General features: G+C 47.1%; 15 protein-coding genes. 10 read left to right on the plus strand and 5 right to left on the minus strand.

From position 1 onward, the window contains the following. Nucleotides 1-93: 93 nt before the first annotated feature. Nucleotides 94-345: a hypothetical protein gene (locus ACOJUO_RS06785; RefSeq protein ID WP_422135975.1), complete on the minus strand. Its 252-nt coding sequence runs from the start codon at nucleotides 343-345 to the stop codon at nucleotides 94-96. A 129-nt stretch (nucleotides 346-474) separates the two neighbouring features. Here ACOJUO_RS06785 and ACOJUO_RS06790 point away from each other — a divergent pair, with 129 nt between their 5' ends. Together ACOJUO_RS06790 and ACOJUO_RS06795 are read left to right on the plus strand one after the other, a co-directional pair. After that, nucleotides 475-2253 (plus strand): F-box/WD repeat-containing protein, encoded by a 1779-nt coding sequence (locus ACOJUO_RS06790; protein WP_422139343.1) that lies wholly within the window; start codon nucleotides 475-477, stop codon nucleotides 2251-2253. Nucleotides 2254-2454: 201 nt separating this feature from the next. After that, nucleotides 2455-4245, plus strand: a complete 1791-nt coding sequence (locus ACOJUO_RS06795; RefSeq protein ID WP_422139344.1) for an F-box/WD repeat-containing protein — start codon at nucleotides 2455-2457, stop codon at nucleotides 4243-4245. A gap of 83 nt (nucleotides 4246-4328) precedes the next feature. On the opposite strand, the gene ACOJUO_RS06800 is transcribed toward ACOJUO_RS06795, so the two are convergent. Then, nucleotides 4329-4622, minus strand: a complete 294-nt coding sequence (locus ACOJUO_RS06800) for a hypothetical protein (RefSeq protein WP_422139345.1) — start codon at nucleotides 4620-4622, stop codon at nucleotides 4329-4331. A gap of 214 nt (nucleotides 4623-4836) precedes the next feature. On the opposite strand from ACOJUO_RS06800, the gene ACOJUO_RS06805 reads away from it, so the two are divergent. Then, nucleotides 4837-6624: an F-box/WD repeat-containing protein gene (locus tag ACOJUO_RS06805; RefSeq protein ID WP_422139346.1), complete on the plus strand. Its 1788-nt coding sequence runs from the start codon at nucleotides 4837-4839 to the stop codon at nucleotides 6622-6624. 156 nt (nucleotides 6625-6780) lie between these two features. Here the strand turns inward: ACOJUO_RS06805 and ACOJUO_RS06810 are convergent, their stop codons facing one another. Further along, a complete protein-coding gene (locus ACOJUO_RS06810) occupies nucleotides 6781-7038 on the minus strand; it encodes a hypothetical protein (RefSeq protein WP_422139347.1) in 258 nt (85 codons plus the stop codon). 62 nt (nucleotides 7039-7100) lie between these two features. Here ACOJUO_RS06810 and ACOJUO_RS06815 point away from each other — a divergent pair, with 62 nt between their 5' ends. After that, nucleotides 7101-8891: an F-box/WD repeat-containing protein gene (locus ACOJUO_RS06815; RefSeq protein WP_422139348.1), complete on the plus strand. Its 1791-nt coding sequence runs from the start codon at nucleotides 7101-7103 to the stop codon at nucleotides 8889-8891. Between the two features lie 156 nt (nucleotides 8892-9047). Here ACOJUO_RS06815 and ACOJUO_RS06820 read toward each other — a convergent pair whose 3' ends face one another. After that, nucleotides 9048-9284, minus strand: a complete 237-nt coding sequence (locus tag ACOJUO_RS06820; protein ID WP_422139349.1) for a hypothetical protein — start codon at nucleotides 9282-9284, stop codon at nucleotides 9048-9050. Between the two features lie 62 nt (nucleotides 9285-9346). Between ACOJUO_RS06820 and ACOJUO_RS06825 the strand changes: the two genes are divergently transcribed. Continuing rightward, nucleotides 9347-11134 (plus strand): F-box/WD repeat-containing protein, encoded by a 1788-nt coding sequence (locus tag ACOJUO_RS06825; RefSeq protein ID WP_422139350.1) that lies wholly within the window; start codon nucleotides 9347-9349, stop codon nucleotides 11132-11134. A 156-nt stretch (nucleotides 11135-11290) separates the two neighbouring features. On the opposite strand, the gene ACOJUO_RS06830 is transcribed toward ACOJUO_RS06825, so the two are convergent. Then, entirely contained in the window at nucleotides 11291-11611 is a 321-nt protein-coding gene (locus ACOJUO_RS06830) for a hypothetical protein (RefSeq protein WP_422139351.1), read from the minus strand. Between the two features lie 62 nt (nucleotides 11612-11673). Between ACOJUO_RS06830 and ACOJUO_RS06835 the strand changes: the two genes are divergently transcribed. From ACOJUO_RS06835 to ACOJUO_RS06855, 5 genes are all read left to right on the plus strand, one after another. Then, nucleotides 11674-13464 (plus strand): F-box-like domain-containing protein, encoded by a 1791-nt coding sequence (locus ACOJUO_RS06835; protein WP_422139352.1) that lies wholly within the window; start codon nucleotides 11674-11676, stop codon nucleotides 13462-13464. Between the two features lie 283 nt (nucleotides 13465-13747). Continuing rightward, nucleotides 13748-15496 (plus strand): F-box/WD repeat-containing protein, encoded by a 1749-nt coding sequence (locus tag ACOJUO_RS06840; protein WP_422139353.1) that lies wholly within the window; start codon nucleotides 13748-13750, stop codon nucleotides 15494-15496. A 225-nt stretch (nucleotides 15497-15721) separates the two neighbouring features. Beyond that, nucleotides 15722-17383, plus strand: a complete 1662-nt coding sequence (locus tag ACOJUO_RS06845) for an F-box/WD repeat-containing protein (protein WP_422139354.1) — start codon at nucleotides 15722-15724, stop codon at nucleotides 17381-17383. Nucleotides 17384-17455: 72 nt separating this feature from the next. Next, nucleotides 17456-18205 carry an SDR family NAD(P)-dependent oxidoreductase gene (locus tag ACOJUO_RS06850; RefSeq protein ID WP_422139355.1) on the plus strand — a complete coding sequence of 250 codons (750 nt, stop codon included), beginning with the start codon at nucleotides 17456-17458 and terminating at the stop codon, nucleotides 18203-18205. A gap of 294 nt (nucleotides 18206-18499) precedes the next feature. Continuing rightward, nucleotides 18500-20161, plus strand: coding sequence for an F-box/WD repeat-containing protein (locus ACOJUO_RS06855; RefSeq protein WP_422139356.1), 1662 nt, complete (start codon nucleotides 18500-18502; stop codon nucleotides 20159-20161). Nucleotides 20162-20222: the final 61 nt, after the last annotated feature.

Genomic DNA, 20222 nt, shown 5'->3' on the forward strand with positions numbered 1-20222 from the left:
ATAGTTTGAACTTCCATGACAAAAGCGAGTCAAACTGATCGAATCACTCGTTCCCACGCTCTGTGGGTGTCGCAAAACTTCAACAGCTCGTTCTCACGCTCTGAAGTCGTCATTCCCGCGAAGGCGGGAATCCAGCGCCAACAGTGGGTCTCTGCCTTCTCGGGGATGACAAGGCCAGGGGGGCACCGGGCAGTATGGTTCTGGTGGTGAGTCAGTGTGGATTCCCGCTTTCGCGGGAATGACAAGAATGAAGCCGGGAATGACGGAAGTCAACCCGTTCCCACGCTGGAGCATGGGAGCCAGAGGTTTTGCGACACCCACGCTCTGTGGGAATGCATACCACACCTGAAAAGCAGACTCTACAGCGTGAGATAGGTATGGGTTCCCACGGCATGGGAACCAGAGTTATCGATTTTGTATGTCCTTTTCTATGTGAGGATAAATACTGACTCTGAAGCTCTGAAGGAGCTGCTCATGACCCCTTTGAACAATAATTCCGGTAATGACGGTTCAACACCTGAGCAGCCTCGACTCGAGCAGGCGCCAACTGGCATGGTTGCAGGCAGGGATGTTACTGCATATAACCAAAATCAATCTGCATTCTTTTGTTTGCCCGACGAATCAAAAACCATGATTATTCGCTATCTGGGTTTTCGGGACATTACCCGTTTAGTAAAGGTATGCAAATATTTTCGCGATCTTGTTGAAAACCATAAAGCTCTGGAAAGAGCCTGGTATCAAAGGTTTCCTTCACCACACCTGTATCAATTAAAGACCATCGCTACGACAAAAGATGAGCAACAACTCCGTGATTGGTTGAAGCCGTTTGCGAATAAGGACACTGTCGAGTCACTCGTAAAAAAACAACAGAGTACTTATTTTCCTGCTCTGCTGCTTTTCAACAACAGTAAACTGATGTCTCAATGTGAAACATTTAACTTAGTGACAAAGACCGAAATTACCCATCCTTACCATATCTTGATAGCCACCTTAAGCGCCGATAGCCGCCACTTAGTGACCGTCTGTTTGGATGGTATAGTGAAGATCTGTAGTCAGGAGACCGATGGATCATGGAAAGTAAAAGCCTCCACTCCCGATAATGGTTGGGTCCAAAAAGCCATTTTCAGTACCGATAACCGCCATGTGTTGGTCGTCAGTCGTCTCAGGGCAAGAATCTATGGTATGAATGAGGATGGATCATGGGAAGCAAAAGCCAACATTTCCCATAATCGTTGGATCATCTCAGCCATCACCAGTGCTGATGGTCGTCATGTGGTGATCGCCAGTTTGGATAATACGCTGAAAATCTATGGCCAGAAGATCGATGGATCATGGGAAGCAAAATACATTGTTAACTGTGATGCTTCGACCAGATTGGCCAGTTTCAGCGCCGATGGCCGACATCTGTTGGTTGTCAATACATCTGATGTTGCGACATTCTATGGTCTGGAGAACGATGGATCATTGGAAGCAAAAGCCACCATTGCTGATCCGGGTGGTGTCAATTGGGCTTGCCTCAGCTCCGATGGCCGCCATGCGTTGATCCGCTTTAGACCTAACACTTTGAAAATCTACGGTCGGGAGGCCGGGTCATGGAAAGTAAAAACCACCATTAACCATAATAATTTTGCCAACTCATACTCCTTCAGCGACGATTGCCGCCATCTTGCAACCGCCAGTTCCAATAATACAGCGAAAATATTTGACCTGCAGGATGATGGATCATGGAAAGAAATAACCACGGTTTCTCATAATCATTTTTTCTACTCTCTCAAGTTCAGCGCTGATTCTCGCCGTCTGATGACCGGAAGTGATGATATTACTGTGAAAGTCTATGGTCAGGAGACCCCTGGATCATGGGTAGAAGAAGCCACCATTAAACACGATGAGAGGATCATCTCAACCGGGTTCAGCGCCGATAGCCGCCATTTGGTGACCGCCAGTTATGATAAAACAGCGAAAATCTATGGCCGTGAAGCCGGTGGATCCTGGGTAAAAAAAGCCACCATAGTCCACAAAGATTGGGTCCGATCAGCCACCTTCAGTGCCGATGGTTGCCTTGTGGTGACCGCCAGTAAGGATAACACGGCGCAAATTTATGGCCTTGGGAAGGATGGATCATGGGTGAAAAAAGCCACCCTTGTACACGACAGAGCAGTCATCTCGGCCACCTTCTGCGCCGATGGCCGACACCTGGTGACCACCAGTGAAGATTACAAGGTGAGAATCACTGAACTATGGAAGAACGATTGATGAACGAATGAACGTATTTTTGCTCAGAACCGATTAGCAAACAGTGTTGTTGTATCAATAGTTTGAACTTTCATGACAAAACAGAGTCAAACAGATCGAATCACTCATTCCCACGCTGGGACCCACAGGGCCTGAAAGCATGGGAACCAGAGTTATTCATTTTCAATGTGACAATAAATATTGACTCTGAAGGAGCTGCACATGACCCCTTTGAACAATAATTCCGGCGATGACGGTTCACTCTTACCAACACCTGTGCAGTTGCGACTCGAGCAAGCGCCAACGGGCATCGTTGCAGGCAGGGATGTTACTGCATATAACCAAAATCAATCTTCATTCTTCCGTTTGCCCGATGAAATAAAAACCAGGATTATTCACTATCTGGGTTTTCGGGAGATTACCCGTTTAACAAAGGTATGCAAATATCTTTGCGACCTTTTAGAAAACCATAAAACTCTGGAAAGAGAATGGTATCGCCGGTTTCCTTCCCCACACCAACATCTCCTAAAGACCATAGCTACTACAAAAGATGAGCAACAACTCCGTGACTGGTTGAAGCCGTTTGCGAATAAAGACACTATCGGGTCACTTCTAACACAAAAAGAAAGTACTTTTTTTCCTGCTCAGCTCTTTTTCACCAACAGTAAACTGATGTCTCAATGTGAAACATTTAACTTAGAGGCAAAAAACGAAATTACCCATCACAGCAAAATCTTAGCAGTCACTTTAAGCGCCGATGGCTGCCACCTGGTGACCGCCAGTTTTGATAATACAGTGAAGATCTGTAGCCAGGAGAGCGATGGATCATGGAAAGTAAAAGCCTCCACTTCCGATAATGGTTGGGTCAAAGAAGCCGTTTTCAGCGCCGATAGCCGCCATCTGTTGGTCATCAGTCGTCGCAAGGCGGTGATCTATGGTATGAAGGAGGATGGAACATGGGAAGCAAAAGCCACCATTTCCCATAATGGTTGGGTCCTCTCAGCCGCATTCAGTGCTGATGGTCGCCATGCGTTGACCGCCAGTATGGATAATACGCTGAAAATCTATGGCCAGAATACCGATGGATCATGGGAAGCAAAATACATTATTAACTGTGATACTCCGATCAGGTTGGCCAACTTCACCGCCGATGGTCGTCATCTGTTGGCTGTCAATGCATCTGACGTTGCGACAATCTATGATCTGGAGGTCGATGGATCATTGCAAGCAAAAGCCACCATTACTGATCCGGGTGGTGTCAATTGGGCCTGCCTCAGCTCTGATGGCCGTTATGCGCTGATCCGCATTGGACATGAAACTTTGAAAATCTGCAGTCAGGAGGCCACTGGGTCATGGGAAGTCAAAGCCACCATTAACCATAATAATTTTGCTCACTCACACTCCTTCAGCGACGATTGCCGCCATCTTGCAACCGCCAGTTTCGATAATACAGCGAAAATATGTGACCTGCAGGACGATGGATCATGGAAAGAAATAACCACGATTTATCACGATCGTTTTGTCCACTCTGTCAAGTTCAGCGCCGATGGTCGTCATCTGGTGACCATCGGTGATGATAAAACGGCGCAAGTCTATAGTCAGGAAACCCCTGGATCATGGGTAAAAAAAGCCGCCATTGAACACAATGACGTTATCAACTCAGCCGGGTTCAGCGCCGATGGGCGCCATTTGGTGACCACCAGTTATGATAAAACAGCGGAAATCTATGGCCATGAGGCCGATGGATCCTGGGTAAAAAAAGCCACCATAGTCCACAAAGATAAGGTCCGATCCGCCACTTTCAGCGCCGATGGTTGCCTTGTGGTGACCGCCTGTGACGATAACACCGCGCAAATTTATGGTCTGGGGAAGGATGGATTATGGGTAAAAAAAGCCACCGTTGAACACGATAAAGCCGTCATCTCAGCCACCTTCTGCGTCGATGGCCGACACCTGGTGACCGCCAGCAAAGATCACAAGGTGAGAATCACTGAACTATTGAAGAACGATTGATGATCGGATGAACGTATTTTTACTCTGAACCGATTAGCAAACAGCGTTATATCAATAGATTGAACTTCCATGACAAAACCGAGTCAAACAGATCGAATCAATTTAACAACTCGTTCCCACGCTCTGAGGGTGTCGCAAAACTTCAACAGCTCGTTCTCACGCTCTGAAGTCGTCATTCCCGCGAAGGCGGGAATCCAGCGCCAACGGTGGATCTCTGCCTTCTCGGGGATGACAAGGCCGGGGGACACCGGGCAGTAGGGTTCTGGTGGAGAGTCAGTGTGGATTCCCGCCTTCGCGGGAATGACGAGAATGAAGCCGGGAATGACGAGAATGAAGCCGGGAATGACGAGAATGAAGCCGGCAATGACGGGAGTCAACGCGTTCCCACGCCGGAGAGAGTTTTGCGACACCCTCGCTCTGCGTGGGAATGCATACCTTCCCTGAAAAGCGGACTCTACAGCGTGAGATAGGTATGGATTTCCGCACGGGGACCCACTGGGCCTGAAAGCATGGAAACCAGAGTTATCCATTTCGAATGTCCTTTTCTACGCGCGGATAAATATTGACTCTGAAGCTCTGGAGGAGCTGCACATGACCCCTTTGAACAATAATTCCAGCAATGACGGTTCACTCTCACCAACACCCAAACAGCCTGGACTCGAGCAAGCGCCAACGGGCACCCTTGCAGGCAGCGATGTTACTGCATATAACCAAAATCAATCTTCATTCTTCTCTTTGCCCGACGAATCAAAAACCATGATTATTCGCTATCTGGGTTTTCGGGAGATTACCCGTTTAGCAAAGGTATGCAGATACCTTCGCGATCTTGTTGAAAACCATAAGGCTCTGGAAAAAGCCTGGTATCGCCGGTTTCCTTCACCACACCAATATCAACTGGAGAACATCGCTACCGCAAAAAATGAGCAACAACTCTGTGACTGGTTGAAACCGTTTGCGAATAAGGACACTGTCGAATCACTCGTAAAACAACAAAAGAGTACTTCTTTTCCTGCTCTGCTCCTTTTCAATAACAGTAAACTGATGTCTCAATGTGAAACATTTAACTTAGAGGCAAAAAACGAAATTACTCATCCCAGCAAGATCTCAGTCGTCTCCTTAAGCGCCGATGGCCGTAACTTAGTGACCGCCAGTGTGGATAACACAGTGAAGATCTGTAGTCAGGAGACCGATGGATCATGGAAAGTAAAAGCCTCCATTCCCAGAAATAGTTGGGTCTATGAAGCCTTTTTCAGCACCGATAACCGCCATGTGTTGGTCATCAGTCGTTTCAGGGTGGAAATCTATGGTATGAAGGAGGATGGATCATGGGAAGCAAAAGCCACCATTACCCATAATTTTTTGGTCTTCTCAGCCACCTTCAGTGCTGATGGTCACCATGCGTTGACCGCCAGTTCCGATACGCTGAAAGTCTATGGCCAGAAGACCGATGGATCATGGGAAGCAAAACACATTATTAACTGTGATACTCCGATCAGATTGGCCAGCTTCAGCGCCAATGGCTGTCATCTGCTGGTTGTCAATACATCTGACGTTGCGACAATCTATGGTCTGGAGGTCGATGGATCATTGCAAGCAAAAGCCACCATTACTGATCCGGGTGGTGTCAATTGGGCCTGTCTCAGCTCTGATGGCCGTTATGCGCTGATCCGCATTGGACATGAAACTTTGAAAATCTGCGGTCAGGAGGCCATTGGGTCATGGGAAGTCAAAGCCACCATTAACCATAATCATTTTGTCCACTCACACATCTTCAGCGACGATTGCCGCCATCTTGCAACCGTCAGTTCCGATAATACAACGAAAATATGTGACCTGCTGGACGATGGATCATGGAAAGAAATAACCACGATTTCTCATGATATTTTTTTCTACTCTGTCAAGTTCAGCGCCGATGGTCGTCATCTGGTGACCGGAAGAGATGATAATACGGCGCAAGTCTATAGTCAGGAGAACCCCGGATCATGGGCAAAAAAAGCCACCATTGAACACAATGATCATATCACGTCAGCAGGGTTCAGTGCCGATGGCCGCCATTTAGTGACCGCCAGTTTTGATAAAACAGCGAAAATCTATGGACTTGAGGCCGGTGGATCCTGGGTAAAAAAAGCCACCATAGCCCACAAAGATAGGGTCCGATCAGCCACCTTCAGTGCCGATGGTTGCCTTGTGGTGACCGCCTGTGACGATAACACCGCGCAAATTTATGGTCTGGGGAAGGATGGATTATGGGTAAAAAAAACCACCGTTGTACACGATAAAGCCGTCATCTCAGCCACCTTCTGCGTCGATGGCCGACACCTGGTGACTGCCACTGAAGATCACAAGGTGAGAATCACTGAGCTATCGAAGAACGATTGATGATCGGATGAACGTATTTTTACTCTGAACCGATTAGCAAACAGCGTTATATCAATAGATTGAACTTCCATGACAAAACCGAGTCAAACAGATCGAATCAATTTAACAACTCGTTCCCACGCTCTGAGGGTGTCGCAAAACTTCAACAGCTCGTTCTCACGCTCTGAAGTCGTCATTCCCGCGAAGGCGGGAATCCAGCGCCAACGGTGGATCTCTGCCTTCTCGGGGATGACAAGACCAGGGGGACACTGGGCAGTATGGTTCTGGTGGAGAGTCAGTGTGGATTCCCGCCTTCGCGGGAATGACGAGAATGAAGCCGGGAATGACGAGAATGAAGCCGGGAATGACGGTAGTCAACTCGTTCCCACGCTGAGACCCACAGGGCCTGAAAGCATGGGAACCAGACTTATTCATTTTAAATATCCTTTTTCTATGCGGGGATAAATATTAACTCTAAAGCTCTGGAGGAGCTGCTCTTGATCCCTTTGAACCAAAGTTCCAGCAATGACGGTTTACTCTCGCCAACAACTGAGCAGTCTCGACTCGAGCTAGCGCCAACGGGTGTCAGCGCAAGCAGGGACGTTAGTGTGTATAACCAAAATCAGTCTTCATTCTTCTCTTTGCCCGACGAATCAAAAGCCATGATTATTCGCTATGTGGGTTTTCGGGAGATTACCCGTTTAGCAAAGGTATGCAAATATCTTCGTGATCTTGTTAAAAATGATAAATCTATGGAAAGAGCATGGTATCGCCGGTTTCCTTCACCACACCAATATCAACTAAAGACCATCGTTACCACAAAAGATGAGCAGCAACTCCGTGATTGGTTGAAGCCGTTTGCGAATAAAGACACTGTCGAGTCACTCGTAAAACAACGACTGAGTACTTATTTTCCTGCTCTGCTCCTTTTCAATAACAGTAAACTGATGTCTCAATGTGAAACATTTAACTTAGAGGCAAAAAACGAAATTACTCATCCCAGCAAGATCTCAGTCGTCACCTTAAGCGCCGATGGCCGTAACTTAGTGACCGCCAGTGTGGATAACACAGTGAAGATCTGTAGTCAGGAGACCGATGGATCATGGAAAGTAAAAGCCTCCATTCCCAGGAATAGTTGGGTCTATGAAGCCTTTTTCAGCACCGATAACCGCCATGTGTTGGTCATCAGTCGTTTCAGGGCGGAAATCTATGGTACGAAGGAGGATGGATCATGGGGAGCAAAAGCCACCATTCCCCATAATCGTATGATCCTTTCAGCCGCATTCAGTGATGGTGGTCGCTATGCGTTGACCGCCAGTTTGGATGATACGCTGAAAGTCTATGGCCAGAAGACCGATGGATCATGGGAAGCAAAATACATTATTCACTGTGATACTCCGATCAGATTGGCCAGCTTCAGCGCCGATGGCTGTCGTCTGTTGGTTATCAATATATCAGACGTTGCGACAATCTACGGTCAGGAGGACGATGGATCATTGCAGGCAAAAGCCACCATTACTGATCCGAGTGGTGTCAATTGGGCCAGCCTCAGCCCCGATGGCCGTCATGCGTTGATACGCGTTGGACATAACACTATGAAAATCTGCAGTCAGGAGGCCATTGGGTCATGGGAAGTCAAAGCCACCATTAACCATAATCATTTTGTCCACTCACACTTCTTCAGCGACGATTGTCGCCATCTTGCAACCGTCAGTTTCGATAATGAAACGAAAATATGTGACCTGCAGGACGATGGATCATGGAAAGAAATAACCACGATTTCTCATGATAATAATTTCTACTCTGTCAAGTTCAGCGCCGATAGTCGCCATCTGGTGACCGGAAGTTATGATAATACTGCGCAAGTCTATGGTCAGGAGACCCCTGGATCATGGGTAAAAAAAGCAACCATTAAACACAATGGGGATATCATATCAGCCAGGTTCAGTGCCGATGGCCGCCATTTAGTGACTGCCAGTTATGATAAAACAGCGAAAATCTATGGACTTGAGGCCGGTGGATCCTGGGTAAAAAAAGCCACCATAGCCCACAAAAACAGGGTCCGATCAGCCACCTTCAGTGCCGATGGTTGCCTTGTGGTGACCGCCTGTGACGATAACACCGCGCAAATTTATGGTCTGGGGAAGGATGGATTATGGGTAAAAAAAACCACCGTTGTACACGATAAAGCCGTCATCTCAGCCACCTTCTGCGTCGATGGCCGACATCTGGTGACCACCAGTGAAGATCACAAGATGAGAATCACCGAACTATGGAAAAACAATTGATGATCGGATGAACGTATTTTTACTCTGAACCGATTAGCAAACAGCGTTATATCAATAGATTGAACTTCCATGACAAAACCGAGTCAAACAGATCGAATCAATTTAACAACTCGTTCCCACGCTCTGAGGGTGTCGCAAAACTTCAACAGCTCGTTCTCACGCTCTGAAGTCGTCATTCCCGCGAAGGCGGGAATCCAGCGCCAACGGTGGATCTCTGCCTTCTCGGGGATGACAAGACCAGGGGGACACTGGGCAGTAGGGTTCTGGTGGAGAGTCAGTGTGGATTCCCGCCTTCGCGGGAATGACGAGAATGAAGCCGGGAATGACGGTAGTCAACTCGTTCCCACGCTGAGACCCACAGGGCCTGAAAGCATGGGAACCAGACTTATTCATTTTAAATATCCTTTTTCTATGCGGGGATAAATATTAACTCTAAAGCTCTGGAGGAGCTGCTCTTGATCCCTTTGAACCAAAGTTCCAGCAATGACGGTTTACTCTCGCCAACAACTGAGCAGTCTCGACTCGAGCAAGTGCCAACGGGTGTCAGCGCAGGCAGGGACGTTAGTGTGTATAACCAAAATCAGTCTTCATTCTTCTCTTTGCCCGACGAATCAAAAACCATGATTATTCGCTATCTGGGTTTTCGGGAGATTACCCGTTTAGCAAAGGTATGCAGATACCTTCGCGATCTTGTTGAAAACCATAACGCTCTGGAAAGAGCCTGGTATCGCCGGTTTCCTTCACCACACCAATATCAACTGGAGAACATCGCTACCGCAAAAAATGAGCAGCAACTCTGTGACTGGTTGAAACCGTTTGCGAATAAGGACACTGTCGAATCACTCGTAAAACAACAAAAGAGTACTTCTTTTCCTGCTCTGCTCCTTTTCAATAACAGTAAACTGATGTCTCAATGTGAAACATTTAACTTACAGACAAAGATCGAAATTACCCATCCTGATGATATCTTTGTAGTCACCTTAAGCGCCAATAGCCGCCACTTAGTGACCACCAGTGTAGATGGTACAGTGAAGATCTGTAGTCAGGAGACCGATGGATCATGGAAAGTAAAAGCCTCCACTCCCACGAATGGTTGGATCTATGAAGCCTTTTTCAGCACCGATAACCGACATGTGTTGACCGTCAGTCGTTCCAGGGTGGAAATCTATGGTATGAAGGAGGATGGATCATGGGAAGCAAAAGCCACCATTGCCCATAATTTTTGGGTCTTCTCAGCCACCTTCAGTACTGATGGTCACCATGCGTTGACCGCCATTTCCGATACGCTGAAAGTCTATGGCCAGAAGACCGATGGATCATGGGAAGCAAAACACATTATTAACTGTGATACTCCGATCAGATTGGCCAGCTTCAGCGCCAATGGCTGTCATCTGCTGGTTGTCAATACACCTGACGTTGCGACTATCTATGGTCTGGAGGACGATGGCTCATTGCAAGCAAAAGCCACCATTACTGATCTGGGTAGTGTCGATTGGGCCTGCCTCAGCTCCGATGGTTGTCATGCTTTGATATGCGTTGGACACAACACTATGAAAATCTGCGGTCAGGAGGCCATTGGGTCATGGGAAGTCAAAGCCACCATTAACCATAATAATTTTGTCCACTCACACACCTTCAGCGACGATTGCCGCCATCTTGCAACCGTCAGTTCCGATAATACAACGAAAATATGTGGCCTGCTGGACGATGGATCATGGAAAGAAATAACCACGATTTCTCATGATATTTTTTTCTACTCTGTCAAGTTCAGCGCCGATGGTTGCCATCTGGTGACCGGAAGAGATGATAATACGGCGCAAGTCTATAGTCAGGAGAACCCCGGATCATGGGCAAAAAAAGCCACCATTGAACACAATGATCATATCACGTCAGCAGGGTTCAGTGCCGATGGCCGCCATTTAGTGACCGCCAGTTTTGATACAACAGCGAAAATCTATGGACTTGAGGCCGGTGGATCCTGGGTAAAAAAAGCCACCATAGCCCACAAAGATAGGGTCCGATCAGCCACCTTCAGTGCCGATGGTTGCCTTGTGGTGACCGCCTGTGACGATAACACCGCGCAAATTTATGGTCTGGGGAAGGATGGGTCTTGGGTAAAAAAAGCCACCGTCGTACACGATAAAGCCGTCATCTCAGCCACCTTCGGCGTCGATGGCCGACATCTGGTGACCACCAGTGAAGATCACAAGGTGAGAATCACTGAACTATGGAAGAACGATTGATGATCGGATGAACGTATTTTTACTCTGAACCGATTAGCAAACAGCGTTATATCAATAGATTGAACTTCCATGACAAAACCGAGTCAAACAGATCGAATCAATTTAACAACTCGTTCCCACGCTCTGAGGGTGTCGCAAAACTTCAACAGCTCGTTCTCACGCTCTGAAGTCGTCATTCCCGCGAAGGCGGGAATCCAGCGCCAACGGTGGATCTCTGCCTTCTCGGGGATAACAAGGCCAGGGGGACACCGGGCAGTAGGGTTCTGGTGGAGAGTCAGTGTGGATTCCCGCCTTCGCGGGAATGACGAGAATGAAGCCGGGAATGGCGAGAATGAAGCCGGGAATGGCGAGAATGAAGCCGGGAATGGCGAGAATGAAGCCGGGAATGACGAGAATGAAGCCGGGAATGACGGTAGTCAACTCGTTCCCACGCTGAGTCCCACAGGACCTGAAAGCATGGGAACCAGACTTATTCATTTTAAATATCCTTTTTCTATGCGGGGATAAATATTAACTCTAAAGCTCTGGAGGAGCTGCTCTTGATCCCTTTGAACCAAAGTTCCAGCAATGACGGTTTACTCTCGCCAACAACTGAGCAGTCTCGACTCGAGCAAGCGCCAACGGGTGTCAGCGCAGGCAGGGACGTTAGTGTGTATAACCAAAATCAGTCTTCATTCTTCTCTTTGCCCGACGAATCAAAAACCATGATCATTCGCTATCTGGGTTTTCGGGAGATTACCCGTTTAGCAAAGGTATGCAGATACCTTCGCGATCTTGTTGAAAACCATAACGCTCTGGAAAGAGCCTGGTATCGCCGGTTTCCTTCACCACACCAATATCAACTGGAGAACATCGCTACCGCAAAAAATGAGCAGCAACTCTGTGACTGGTTGAAACCGTTTGCGAATAAGGACACTGTCGAATCACTCGTAAAACAACAAAAGAGTACTTCTTTTCCTGCTCTGCTCCTTTTCAATAACAGTAAACTGATGTCTCAATGTGAAACATTTAACTTACAGACAAAGACCGAAATTACCCATCCTAATGATATCTTTGTAGTCACCTTAAGCGCCGATAGCCGCCACTTAGTGACCGTCAGTTTGGATAACACAGTGAAGATCTGTAGTCAGGAGACCGATGGATCATGGAAAGTAAAAGCCTCCATTCCCAGGAATGGTTGGATCTATGAAGCCTTTTTCAGCGCCGATAACCGGCATATGTTGGTCGTCAGTCGTTTGAGGGTGGAAATCTATGGTACGAAGGAGGATGGATCATGGGAAGCAAAAGCCAACATTTCCCATAATAATTCCGTCATTTCAGCCACTTTCAGTGCTGATGGTCGCCATGTGTTGACCGCCAGTTTCGATAATACGCTGAAAGTCTATGGCCAGAAGACCGATGGATCATGGGAAGCAAAATACATTATTAACTGTGATACTTCGATCAAGTGGGCCAGCTTCAGTGCCGATGGCCGTCATCTGTTGGTTGTCAATACATCTGACGTTGCGACAATCTATGGTCAGGAGGACGATGGCTCATTGCAAGCAAAAGCCACCATTACTGATCCGGGTAGTGTCGATTGGGCCCGCCTCAGCTCCGATGGCCGTCATGCGTTGATACGCGTTGGACATAACACTATGAAAATCTGCGGCCAGCAGGCCATTGGGTCATGGGAAGTCAAAGCCACCATTAACCATAATAATTTTGTCCACTCACACGCCTTCAGCGACGATTGCCGCCATCTTGCAACCGTCAGTTTTGATAATACAACGAAAATATGTGACCTGCAGGATGATGGATCATGGAAAGAAATAACCAGCATTTCTCATGATGGTTTTATCTACTCAGTCGAGTTCAGTGCCGATGGCCGCTATCTGATTATCAGAAGTGAAGATAACAAGGCGAAAGTCTATGGTCAGGAGACCCCTGGATCATGGGTAATAGAAACCACCATTAAACACAATGCGAGTATCACCGCAACCAGGTTCAGCGCCGATGGCCGCCATTTAGTGACCGCCAGTGGTGATAAAACGGCGAAAATCTATGGCCTTGGGGCCGGTGGATTGTGGGTAAAAAAAACCACCATTGTCCACGAAGGTTGGATCCGATCAGCCACTTTCAGTGCCGATGGATGCCTTGTGGTGACCGCCAGTGAGGATAACACGGCGCAAATTTATGGTCTGGGGAAGGACGGAACATGGGTAAAAAAAACCACCGTTGTACACAACAGTGCAGTCATCTCAGCCACCTTCTGCGCCGATGGCCGACACCTGGTGACCGCCAGCAAAGATCACAAGGTGAGAATCACTGAACTATGGAAGAACGATTGATAATCGAATGAATGTATTTTTTCTCAGAACCGATCAGCAAACAGCGTTATATGAAAAGCCCTCTGGCAATTTTTTCACTGGGCTCTCAATGGAAAAATTTCTTTCTATCATTTCCCGTGATCAAGACCCTGTTCGTTTGCGTTGAGCTCAGGTTTTCTTAGTTTCACTGACCTCAATGTTATGAACTCCCACTACAAAACCAACTCTAAATATCGAATGTATTTTGAATGTCTTTTTCTATGCAAGGATAAATAATGACTCTGGAACCAGGGAGGAATCGGGTATGGATCCCATGAACAGCCATTCCAGCATCGGCGTTTCAAACCCGCCAACACCCGGGCAACCTTTACCGGAGGAAGCACCAACGGGTGTCAGTGCAGGCAGGGACGTTACTGTATATGACCAAAATCAATCTTTATTCTTCTGTTTGCCCGACGAAAAAAAAACTATGATTATCGGCTACCTGGGCTTTCGAGAGATTACCCGCCTAAAAGAGGTATGCAGATATTTTTGCGATCTTGTTGAAAACCATAAACTTCTGGAAAAAGCCTGGTATCGCCGATTTTCTTCACCACACCAAAATCAACTAAAGACCATCGTTAAGTCAAAAGATGAGCAACAACTCCGTGACTGGTTGAGTCCTTTTGCACCTCAGGGCACTGTCGAGTCAATGGTAAAACAACGACTGAGTACTTATTTTCCTGCTCTGCTTCTTTTTAACAACAGCAGTCTGATGTCTGACTGTGAACAATTCAAGTTAGTGAAAAAAAACGAAATCTCCCATTTTGACGAGGTCTACACAGCCAGCTTCAGCGCTGATGCCAGCTTTATCATGACCAGTAACGATGGTTCGTTGACAATCTGTGACCGGAAGACCGATGGATCATGGGAAGCAAAAGACACTATTAACCTTGATGGTCCAGTCTTTGCGGCCAGCTTCAGCTCTGATACCTGTTATCTTCTGATTTCCGATGGAGATAACTCTGAGACTGCGAAAATCCATGCTCAGGAGAAAGATGGATCATGGGAAGTAAAAGCTACCGCCACCCAAGAGGGTGGTATCATTTCAGCCACCTTCAGCCCCGATGGCCGCTATCTGTTGACCATCAGTCAGTATAATTTGGTGAAAATCCATGGTCAGGAGACCGATGGATTATGGAAAGAAAAAGCCGCTTATAAGCATGATGATACGATCATTTCGTTCAGCTTCAGCTCAGACAGTCGTCATTTGTTGATCGCCAGTTCATATAACACAGTGACAATCTATGGTCTGGAGGACGATGGATCCTGGGATGTAAAAGCCACCATTACCCATGAGGGTAAGATCTTCTCAGCCACCTTCAGCGCCGATAACCGCCGTCTGGTCACCACCGCTGATGATCGCACGGCAAAAATCTGTGACCTGCAGGACGATGGGTCATGGAGAGAAACAGCCACAATTGCTCATGACGATACTGTCTTCTCAACCATATTAAGCCACGATAGCTGCTATTTGGTGACCATCACCCAAAGAAAAGTCAGAATTTTTCATGATAATGCGATCTACTCAGCCAGCTTCATCGCCGATAGCCGCCATCTGGTAAGCGCCAGTGAAGATAACTCGGCAAAAGCCCATAGCCATAAGGCGGCTGGATCATGGGTGAAAAATGCCACCATTTCTCACAAGAAGGGCATCCACTCAGCCACCCTTAGCCCCGATGGCCAGCATCTGGCGATCAACGGCACTGATAACAAGGTAATAATCTATGGCCTGGGGGAAGATGGATCATGGAAGAAAGAAACCGTCATTTGCCACAAAGGTCATTTCTCAGAAGCCACCTTCAGTCCTGATGGTACCCATCTGGTGACGTGGGCCGATAATGACAAAACGGCAAAAATTTATGGTCTGGGTCCCGAGGGAACATGGCTAAAAAAAGCCATCATTTCTCACGAGGAGGGCATCTCCTCAGCTACCTTCAGCCCCGATGGCCGACATGTGTTGACCATCAGTAATGATCACAAGGTAAGAATCACTGAACTGCAGAAACTTTGATGAGCTAATGAGTGTAAAACCCATTGACTGCAGACGGCTATCAGACAGAAATGCTTTTTGCAGGAATGAATTTTCCCGGACCAGGACTCTTCTTTTTCTTAATTCCACTGACTTCAATATTTTGAACTTCCATTTCAAAACCGACTCTAACAGACCTGATCCATTTTGAGCCTCCTTTTCTATGGGAGGATAAATATTGACTTTGAAGCCGTTGAGGAATCGGGTATGGACCCAATGAACAGCCATTTAAGCACCGACGTTTCAAACCCGCCAACACCCAGGCAGCCCGAACCGGAGGAAGCACCAATGGGTGTCAGTGCAGGAAGGGACGTTACTGTATATGACCAAAATCAATCTTTATTCTTCTGTTTGCCCAACGAAACAAAATCTATGGTTATTCGCTATTTGGGTCTTCGAGAGATTACCCGTTTAGTAACGGTATGCAAATATCTTCGCGATCTTGTTGAAAACGATAAAGCTCTGGAAAGAGCATGGATTCGCCGATTTCCTTCACCATACCAATATCAACTAAAGACCCTCGTTACGGCAAAAGATGAGCAACAACTCCGTGACTGGCTGAAGCCGTCTGCGAATGAAGACACTGTCGAGTCACTCGTAAAACATCGAGATAGCGCTTATTTTCATGCTCTGGTCCTTTTTAACAAGAGTAAACTGATGTCTCAGTGTAAAAAATTCCACCTGGTGAAAAAAGCAACCATTATCCATCGTCACGATGTGGAGACAGCTACTCTAAGCACCGATAACCGCTATCTAGTGACCGCCAGTTTGGATAGTAATGTGAAAATCTGTGCCCGGGAGGCCGATGGATCATGGAAAGAAAAAACGACCATTTCCCATAATTGTTGGGTCATATCAGCCACCTTTAGTGCCGATGGCCGTCAATTGGTGACCGCCAGCCGTGATCACACAGCGAAAATCTGTAGTGAAAGAGATGATGGCTCATGGGAAGTAGAAACCACCATTTCCCATAATAGTTGGATCAACACATCGAGCTTCAGTGCTGATGGCAGCCACGTGGTGACTGCCAGTCACGATCACACGGCAAAAATCTGTGGTCGGGACGACGATGGATCATGGTCAATAAAAGCCACCATTCAACATGATGGTCCGGTCAGATCAGCCAGCTTCAGCTGCGATGGCCGTCATGTCCTGACCGCAAGTATCGATCACATGGCAAAAATCTATGTCCGGAAAGCTAATGGGTCATGGGAAGAAAAAACCACCATCGCCCATGAGGATAAAGTCTTCTCAGCCAGTTTCAGCGCCGATGGCCGATATGTAGTGACTGCGGGTGAAGATCACACGGCAAAAATCTACGGCCTCCAGGACGATAGTTCATGGGAAGAAAAAGCCACCATTAGTCATGAGGGTGCAGTCTACTCAGCCTCCTTCAGCCTCGATGGCCTCCGTGTAGTCACTGCCAGTAAAGATAACACGGCAAAAATCTATGGTCTGAAGGCCTCTGGATCATGGGAAAAAGAAGCCACCATTAACCACATCAGGGCAGCCACTTCAGCCAACTTCAGCGCCGATGGCCGCCATGTGGTGACCACCAGTGCTGACAATACGTCGAAAATCTATGGCCTCCGGGCCGATGGGTCATGGGTAGAAAAACTTACCATCACCCACGACGATTGGGTCCTGTCAGCCACCTTCAGCCCCGATGGGTGCCTCGTGGTGACCGCGAGTTGCGACAAAAAGGCGAAAATTTATGGTCTGGGACACAATGGATCATGGGTAATAAAAGCCATCATTTCTCACAAGAGGCCGATTACCTCAGCCACCTTCAGCACCGATGGCCGATATATAGTGACCGCCAGTGAAGATTACACGGCTAGAATCACTGAACTACGTGGGAGCAATTGATTATCGAATCAGCCTGAAGGGGTCATTCTGCCGCTGCAAAGTCGCCCATTCTTTACCGTTAAGGAGAGTCTTATGTCGTTTTCAGTTAAAGATAAAGTCGTGTTGGTAACAGGTGCCAATCGAGGGATTGGAGAAGGTTTTGCAAAGATTTTATTGGCACAGGGCGCTAAAACCATTTACGCCGCTGCTCGTGATCTGGATAATTTGCCGTCAGTCATTGCCCTTGACCCTCGGGTGATTAAGCCCATCCAGTTGGATGTAACGAATAACGCGCATGTGACCAACGTGAGGGAATCCGTACCAGAGCTGGATATTCTTATTAACAATGCGGGGATTGCCACAGGAATCCACACCACCGAGCCCGGAGCCCTTGAGGTGGCACGCAAAGAAATGGAAGTAAATTTATTGGGTCCAATGGCGCTGACCCATGCTTTACTGCCGAAATTAAAAGCGTCTAATCAAGCGGCCATAATTAATATTTCGTCCATTGCTGCCATAAGTAATTTCCCATCTTTAGGGCCTTATTCAGCAACAAAAGCAGCATTGCATTCTTACACTCAGGGGTTGCGAGCAGATTTAAGCGGGTTTGGGATACGGGTTTTAGGGGTCTATCCCGGCCCAACGGACACTCGCCTGGCTGAAGGCATTGAGATGGATAAACCTGCTCCTGAAGAGGTGGCAATCAGAACATTCGAAAGTTTAGATGCCGGGGTTAGTGATGTATTTCCTGATGATTTTGCCAGTCAAATGTATTCTATCTTTTTAGATAAACCTCAAAAATTAGAAGCTTTTTTTGCTGAAATGACCGCGCAAAGTGAATAATAGTTTCTCGCACGGACTGTTTCTAAATGAACAGTAATTAAGCTTAATTTTGGTGAGAACCAATTAAAAAATAGCGTTATATCGAAAGCCCGGTGGCAATTTTTGCACCGGGCTCTTAATAAAAAAAATTTCTTCCTGCCATTTTCCCGGATCAGGGCTGTTTTTTTCTTGGTTACACTGACCTCAGTATTTTGAACTTTCATTATAAAACCGACTCTAACTGATCGAATCCATTTTGAATGACCTTTTTAAGCAAGGATAAATACTGACATTGGAGCTCTGGAGAAGCCCGGCATGAACCCTTTGAACAACACGTCCAGCAATGACGGTTCACTCTCGCCAACACCCAAGAGACCTCGACTGGAGGGAGCACCGACAGGTGTCAGTGCCGACAGGGACGTGGCTGTATATAACCAAAATCAATCTTCATTCTTCCGTTTGCCCGACGAAACAAAATCTATGATCATTCGCTATTTGGGTCTTCGAGAGATTACCCGTTTAGTAAGGGTATGCAAATATCTTCGTGATCATGTTGAAAATAATAAGGCTCTGGAAAGAGCATGGATTCGCCGGTTTCCTTCAGCACACCAATATCAACTAAAGACTATCGTTACAGCAAAAGATAAGAAACAACTCAGTAATTGGTTGCAGCCATTAGCGAATAAAGGCACGGTCAAGTCACTCATAAAACAACGAAAGAGCAGTTATTTTCCTGCTCAGTTACTTTTCATCAACAGTAAGCTGATGTCTCAATGTGAAAAATTTCACAGGGTGACCAGAAAAAAAAATAACCTTAATTACCAGATCACCACAACCGCCTTCAGTCCCGATGGTTGCCACTTGGTAACCGCCAGTATGGGTAAGGTGAGAATCTATGGCCGGAAGACTGATGGATCATGGAAAACAAAAGCCACCATTTCCCATGAGAATTGGGTCAGATCAGCCTCCTTCAGTCCAGATAGCAGGCATCTGGTGACCGCCAGTTATGATCGCACATCGAGAATCTGTGGTCTGGGAGACGATGGCTTATGGGAAGTAAAGACCATCATTTCCCATAAATTTTCGGCCAGATCGGCCAACTTCAGTGCTGATGGCCGCCATCTGGTGACTGCCAGTATGGATGAGACGATGAAAATTTATGGTCTGAAGACCGATGGATCATGGGAAGAAATAGCCACTATCAAACATAATGGTCCGGTTACCTCAGCCAGCTTGAGCGCCGATTGCCGTCATTTGCTGGTCGACGGTTTTGATAGAAATGCCACAGTCTATGGTCAGGAGGAAGATGGATCATGGAAAGTAAAAGGCACCATTACTCATGAGGGTATTGTCTACTCAGCCACCTTCAGCGGCGATGAACGTCATCTGGTAACCGCCAGTGAAGATTGTTCGGCCAAAATCTGTGCCCTGCAGGCCGATGGATCATGGAAAGAGATAGTCAAAATTTCTCATGATGATGTGGTCTACTCAGCCACCTTCAGCACAGATGGCAGCTATCTGGTGACCGCCAGTGAAGATGGTACGGCAAAAATCTATGGTCAAGAGACCCCCGGGTCGTGGGTAAAAGAGGCCACCATTAAACACAAACAATCAGTCATCTCAGCTAACTTTAGTCCCGATGGCCGCCACCTGGTGACCACCAGTAAAGATCACAGGGCAAAAATCTATGGCCGGGAGATCTCCGGATCATGGAAAAAAAAAGCCACCATTGCCCACAAAGGCTGGGTTCGACCAGCCGCCTTTAGTGCTGATGGTTGCCATGTCGTAACGACCGCCATAGGTGACAAAAAGGCAAAAATTTATGGACCAGGGGCCAATGGATCATGGGTAAAAAAAGCCACTATTCGACACAAGGAGAAGCTCAGATTCGCCATCATCAGCGCCGATAGCCGACATGTGTTGACCGTCGATGAATATATCACGACGAAAATGACTGAACTAAGGAAGAAGGAATAAGCTGTTCAATATTTTGAACTTCCATAACCAAACCGACTCTAATAGATCGAATCAATTTCGA

The sequence above is a fragment of the Endozoicomonas sp. ALC020 genome (genome assembly GCF_049275935.1).
Lineage (GTDB): Bacteria > Pseudomonadota > Gammaproteobacteria > Pseudomonadales > Endozoicomonadaceae > Endozoicomonas_A.

Excerpts from the sequence above, each read along its gene's own strand:
- ACOJUO_RS06790 (WP_422139343.1), top strand. The coding sequence starts at position 475 with ATGACCCCTTTGAACAATAATTCCGGTAATGACGGTTCAACACCTGAG.
- ACOJUO_RS06795 (WP_422139344.1), top strand. The coding sequence starts at position 2,455 with ATGACCCCTTTGAACAATAATTCCGGCGATGACGGTTCACTCTTACCA.
- ACOJUO_RS06805 (WP_422139346.1), top strand. The coding sequence starts at position 4,837 with ATGACCCCTTTGAACAATAATTCCAGCAATGACGGTTCACTCTCACCA.
- ACOJUO_RS06810 (WP_422139347.1), bottom strand. The coding sequence starts at position 7,038 with ATGAATAAGTCTGGTTCCCATGCTTTCAGGCCCTGTGGGTCTCAGCGT.
- ACOJUO_RS06820 (WP_422139349.1), bottom strand. The coding sequence starts at position 9,284 with ATGAATAAGTCTGGTTCCCATGCTTTCAGGCCCTGTGGGTCTCAGCGT.
- ACOJUO_RS06830 (WP_422139351.1), bottom strand. The coding sequence starts at position 11,611 with ATGAATAAGTCTGGTTCCCATGCTTTCAGGTCCTGTGGGACTCAGCGT.
- ACOJUO_RS06840 (WP_422139353.1), top strand. The coding sequence starts at position 13,748 with ATGGATCCCATGAACAGCCATTCCAGCATCGGCGTTTCAAACCCGCCA.
- ACOJUO_RS06845 (WP_422139354.1), top strand. The coding sequence starts at position 15,722 with ATGGACCCAATGAACAGCCATTTAAGCACCGACGTTTCAAACCCGCCA.
- ACOJUO_RS06850 (WP_422139355.1), top strand. The coding sequence starts at position 17,456 with ATGTCGTTTTCAGTTAAAGATAAAGTCGTGTTGGTAACAGGTGCCAAT.
- ACOJUO_RS06855 (WP_422139356.1), top strand. The coding sequence starts at position 18,500 with ATGAACCCTTTGAACAACACGTCCAGCAATGACGGTTCACTCTCGCCA.